Genomic DNA, 300 nt, shown 5'->3' with positions numbered 1-300 from the left:
GGTGCGGGGCATTGTAGAGGCAATGTGATTTTGCCTGTACCTTGCATTGGCACGGCATTTTTGGTATACTGTACATCGCCTGATGGCATTTTTATGGTAAGGAGCAAAACATCATGAGTGAAGAATGTACCCACAATTGCAGCACATGCAGTGCGAATTGTGATCACCGTGCACCTCAGCACGAACCCCCGCACCCCAGAAGCCGCATCCGCAAGGTCATCGGCGTCGTATCCGGTAAGGGCGGCGTAGGTAAGAGCATGACCAGCGCCATGATGGCGGTTTCCATGCGCCGCCTGGGCT

Annotated in this window: 1 protein-coding gene; it reads left to right on the top strand. The window is 54.3% G+C overall.

The features are described from left to right. Positions 1-113: 113 nt before the first annotated feature. Positions 114-300, top strand: a 187-nt coding sequence (locus H6B10_RS16005; protein WP_204652422.1) for a P-loop NTPase, incomplete at its 3' end; no start/stop codon positions are given.

Source organism: Gemmiger formicilis, assembly GCF_016901605.1.
Lineage (GTDB): Bacteria > Bacillota > Clostridia > Oscillospirales > Ruminococcaceae > Gemmiger > Gemmiger formicilis_B.
Note: the sequence above shows the minus strand (reverse complement) of the source record. Positions and strands in the feature narration are given on the sequence as shown.